Origin of the sequence: Patulibacter sp. (genome assembly GCF_030655195.1) — a bacterium.
GTDB lineage: Bacteria > Actinomycetota > Thermoleophilia > Solirubrobacterales > Solirubrobacteraceae > Patulibacter.
On record NZ_JAURWA010000035.1, the window covers coordinates 1 to 4,532 of the forward strand.

Annotated in this window: 3 protein-coding genes; all 3 read right to left on the reverse strand. The window is 73.8% G+C overall.

Annotated features, from left to right (window positions below; genetic code table 11):
- Nucleotides 1-65: 65 nt before the first annotated feature.
- Nucleotides 66-2,423: a 5-amino-6-(D-ribitylamino)uracil--L-tyrosine 4-hydroxyphenyl transferase CofH gene (gene cofH, locus Q7T67_RS03930; RefSeq protein ID WP_304786210.1), complete on the reverse strand. Its 2,358-nt coding sequence runs from the start codon at nucleotides 2,421-2,423 to the stop codon at nucleotides 66-68.
- 163 nt (nucleotides 2,424-2,586) lie between these two features.
- Nucleotides 2,587-3,597: an NADP-dependent oxidoreductase gene (locus Q7T67_RS03935; protein WP_304786212.1), complete on the reverse strand. Its 1,011-nt coding sequence runs from the start codon at nucleotides 3,595-3,597 to the stop codon at nucleotides 2,587-2,589.
- The coding region (locus tag Q7T67_RS03940; protein ID WP_370695357.1) for a hypothetical protein at nucleotides 3,594-4,532 on the reverse strand (939 nt) is incomplete at its 5' end. The genes Q7T67_RS03935 and Q7T67_RS03940, both read right to left, overlap by 4 nt.

Here is a 4,532-nt window from a genome sequence, read left to right on the forward strand (position 1 = left end):
GGGGCCCGGGACGGGCTGCGGGGTCGCGGCCGCCCCCGGCCGCTGGTGCCAGGGCCGGCGCACGATCAGGCGGCGGTGCTCAGCGCGACGCGGTCGTCCGGGCCGTGGAGGGCGAACGCCCCGCCGACGTGCTCGGGCAGCTCGCCCGGTGCCGGCGGCAGCTCGCAGCCGACGGGGTAGTGCTCGACGAGCCGGTCGTAGGTGGTGGTCCGCTCGGCGGCGGGGCGACCGGCGGCGTGGGCGGCCTGGACGAGCTGGTGCGGGTGCAGGATCGTGCCGTGGGCGGCACCGGCGAGGCGGGAGATGTTCTCCTCCATCAGCGTGCCGCCGAGGTCGTTGACGCCCCAGCGCAGCGCCTCCGTCGCGCCCTGCAGGCCCATCTTCACCCACGAGGCCTGGACGTTGCGGATCGAGCGCCCGAGCGCCAGCCGGAAGACCGCGGTGTGCTTGAGGGAGTCCTCGACCGTGATCTCCTCGACGCCGTGCGTGCGTCCCAGACGGGTCTGGAACGGGATGAACGACAGCGGCACGAACTCGGTGATCCCGCCGGTCTCCTCCTGCACCCTGCGGATGATCCGCATGTGCTGGGCCAGCTCCCACGGCTCCTCGATGTGCCCGAACATGACGGTCGAGGTCGACTTCAGGCCGGCGCGGTGGCTGGCCTGTATGACGTCGATCCACCGCTGCACCGGCAGCTTGTTCGGCGAGATCCGCTGGCGCATCCCGTCGACGAGGACCTCGGCCGCGGTGCCCGGCGTCGAGCCGAGGCCCGCCTCGCGCAGACGGGGGAAGAGCTCGTGGAGCGGCAGGCCGGAGATGTCGGCCATGTGGGCGATCTCCATCGGCGAGTACGCGTGCAGGTGCAGGTCCTGGCCGTACTCGCGCCCGAAGCGCTTGGCCAGGCGCAGCCAGCGCTCGTAGTCCTCGAGGGTCCAGTCGGGGTGGATTCCGGACTGGATGCAGAGCTCGGTCGCGCCGTAGTCCACGGCCGCCTTGACGCGCTCCTGGAACAGCTCCTCGGACACGTTGTAGGCGTCCGGCGAGCGCTTGGACTGCCCGAAGCCGCAGAACGCGCAGCCGACGACGCAGACGTTCGACAGGTTGACGTTGCGGTTGACGACGAACGAGACGGTGTCGCCCGCGAGCGACCGCCGCAGCTCGTCCGCGGCGAGACGGATCTCCTCGACGGCGACCGGGTCGCGCTCGACGAACAGAGCGGTGAGCTCCTGCTCGCTCAGCTGCACGCCCTCGCGGGCCTTCTCCAGCGCCGGGCCGACGAGCCCGCGGTCGATGACGAACGGCGCCTCGGAGCGCCCGGACGTGCCGCGCGGGATGAAGGTCCAGTACTTGACGGTGATCGTGTCGAGGACCGCGGGATCGATCCACTCCGCGTTGATGTACTCGCCGTAGACGCAGAGCCGCTCCGACAGCGCGGCACCCTGCGGCTTGAGCTGCTCGCGGACCTGCGTGGGCGACGGGAAGGGGTGCTCGGGGGAGATGTGGTCGCCGTTGGCCGACAGGCCGCCGAGGTCCGTCGCGCCGGCGGCGACCAGGCGCGGCCACCAGTCGGCGAGGTTCGGCGGGATCTGGATGCCGATGTCGGGCATCAGCCGGCGGGTCTCCTCGACGAGCTCGACCATGTCGTCGATCGAGATCGGGTTCGCCCACTTCGGGAGCCCCAGGTGCGGCGAGTGCTCCCAGCCCAGCGAGCTGTCGCCCACACCGGTGCGCCAGTAGTCGCGCGCGGCCTCGTCGGCGATCGCGCCGACGTCGCGGCCGTAGTACTTCTCGTGCGGGACGAAGTTCTGCAGGATGATCTCCTGCAGGTGGCCGTACTCGGCCTGGACCTCGGCCAGCGCGGCGAGGGAGTCGAAGCGCTCCTGCCGGGTCTCGCCGATGCCGACGAGGATGCCCGTCGTGAACGGGATCTTCAGCTCGCCGGCCGCGCGCAGCGTCGCCAGGCGCCGCTGGGGGTGCTTGGACGGCGACCCGGCGTGCACGGTCTCCATCAGCCGCTCGCTGATCGACTCGAGCATCACGCCCTGCGAGGCGGTGACCGTCCGCAGACGGGCGAGGTCCTCCTTGGAGACCGCACCGAGGTTCGTGTGCGGCAGCAGCCCGCGCTCGAGCGCCCGCTCGCCGGCCCAGACGACGTAGTCGACGAAGTCCGTGAAGCCCCACTCCTGCAGCTTCGCGAGGACCTCGGGGTGCGAGTCGGGCTCCTCGCCGGTGAGGATCAGCAGCTCCTTCGCGCGCCGCTTGACGGCCTCGTCGAGGATCTCGAGGACCTCGTCCTTGGTGTGCAGGTGGAACTTGCGCGTCGCGAACGCGCAGTACTTGCACACCGACGAGCACGTCCGCGACAACGACAGCGTGTGGTTCCTGCTGAAGGTGACGCGACGGGGGACGACGGCGACGGCCATCCAGCGATTGTGGCGCACGGCCCGAGCGGGGGCGTGGCCCACGGGCGTTCCGGGCCCGTCGCCCCGACGTTCGGGTGGGGCGGAACGCTCGAGCCCCGCGCGGTGCCCGGTGTACGCGTCCTGTCGGCGGCCGTCCGCCGGCAGGACGGGACGGCCGGGTCGGTCAGCCGTCGATGCGCACGAGCATCTTGCCCGTGTTCCCGCCGGCGAGCAGATCGATCATCGCGGTCGGCGCGTTCTCGAGGCCGTCGACGACGGTCTCCTCGTACTTCAGGTCGCCGTCCCGGAGCCAGCCCGAGGCGCGCTGCACGAACTCGTCGCGGAGGTCGTAGTGGTCCAGGACGAGCAGGCCCTGGATCGACCCGCGCGTCTGGATCAGGCGCACGAGGTTGCGCGGGCCGGCCGGGGGCTCCGTCGCGTTGTACTGGGAGATCATCCCGCAGACGACGATGCGGCCGTGCAGGTTGAGGGCGCCGATGGCGACCTCGAGGTGCTCGCCGCCGACGTTGTCGAAGTAGACGTCGACCCCGTCGGGCGCGGCGGCCTTCAGCTGCTTGCGCACGCTGCCGGACTTGTAGTCGATGCAGGCGTCGAAGCCGAGGTCCTCGACGACGTGCCGGACCTTCTCGGGACCGCCGGCGCTGCCGATGACGCGCGAGGCCCCGAGCTTGCGGGCCATCTGGCCGACGGCCGAGCCGACCGCACCGGCGGCGGCGGAGACGAAGACCACGTCGCCCTCGGCGACCCGCCCGAGGCGCACGAGACCGGAGTACGCGGTGAGACCGGGCATGCCGAGGATGCCGAGGAACGCCTGCTCGGACGCGAGGGACGCGTCGACCGGGGCGGCCTTCTTGCCGGGCAGCAGCGCGAGGTCGCGCCAGCCGAGGCCGTGGAGCACGAGGTCGCCGACGGCGTGGCGGTCGGAGTTCGAGGCGACGACCTCGCCGACCGCACCGCCCTCGAGCGGCGAGCCGACCTGGAAGGGCTCGACGTAGGACGGCCGGTCGTCCATGCGCCCGCGCATCGCGGGGTCGACGCTCATCCAGTGGTTCCGGACGAGGATCTCGCCCTCGCCGGGCTCCGGGACCGAGGTCTCGACGAGCGTGAAGGTGTCGGTCGTCGGCGCGCCGACGGGCCGCTCGGCCAGGTGGATCTCGCGTCCGGTGCGGCTCATGCGTCCTCGTCCTTCTTCGGGGTGGCGCGGCGTCGCGGGGTCGTCCCTGCGGCGCCCGCCGGCTTCTTCGCCGCCGGGGCCTTCTTCGCGGCGGCCGTCGTCTTCGCGGCGGCCAAGGCCTTCGTGGCCGTCGCCTTGGCGGTGGCCGTCGTCTCCGCGGCCGCGGCCTTCTTCGCGGCAGCGGTGGGCTTCGTGGCCGTCGCCTTGGTGGCGGCGGCCGTGGTCTTCTTCGCGGCCGGGGCCTTCTTCGTCGCGGCCGTCGACGTGGTTGCTGCGCCCGCGGCGGGCTTCCTCGTCGGGGCCTTCTTCGCGGCGGTGGCCGTCTTCGCAGCGGCGGCCTCCGTCGCGGCAGGGGCCTTCGCCGTGGCGGCGGCCGGCTTCTTCGCGGCCGGGGCCTTCTTCGCGGGCGCCTTCGTCGTCTCGGGCACGGCCTTCTCGGCGGCGGCCGACGCCTTCGCCGTGGCGGCCGGGGCCTTCGCGGGGGCCTTCGCCGTGGTCGCCGTGGCCGTCTTCCTCGCGGCCGGGGCCTTCTTCGCGGCGGTGGCCCCGGTCGTCGTCGCTCGGGTCCGGCGAGCGGGGGCGGGGGCGTCCGCGGCGTCCGTCGTCGTGGCGGCGGCCTTCGTCGTGCGGCGGGCCCGCGCGGGCTTCGGCCCCTCGTCGGTCGCCGCGGGCCCCGGAGCGGGGGTCTCCGTCGCGGCCTTCGTGGCACGGCGGGCCCGGGCGGCCGGCTTCGGGGCCTCGTCGGCCTGTCCGTCGACCTCCGCGGCGGCCTTCGTGGTGCGCCGGGCCCGGGCCGGCTTCGGGGCGTCGGCAGCCGCGGGGGTCCCCTCGGTGGCGGTCCGCGTACCCGCGGCGGGTGCGGCGGTCGCGGCGGGGCCGCCCGGCTCGGCGCCGGTGGACGCGTCGTCGGCTCCTGCCGCGGCGGCCGCGGCGGC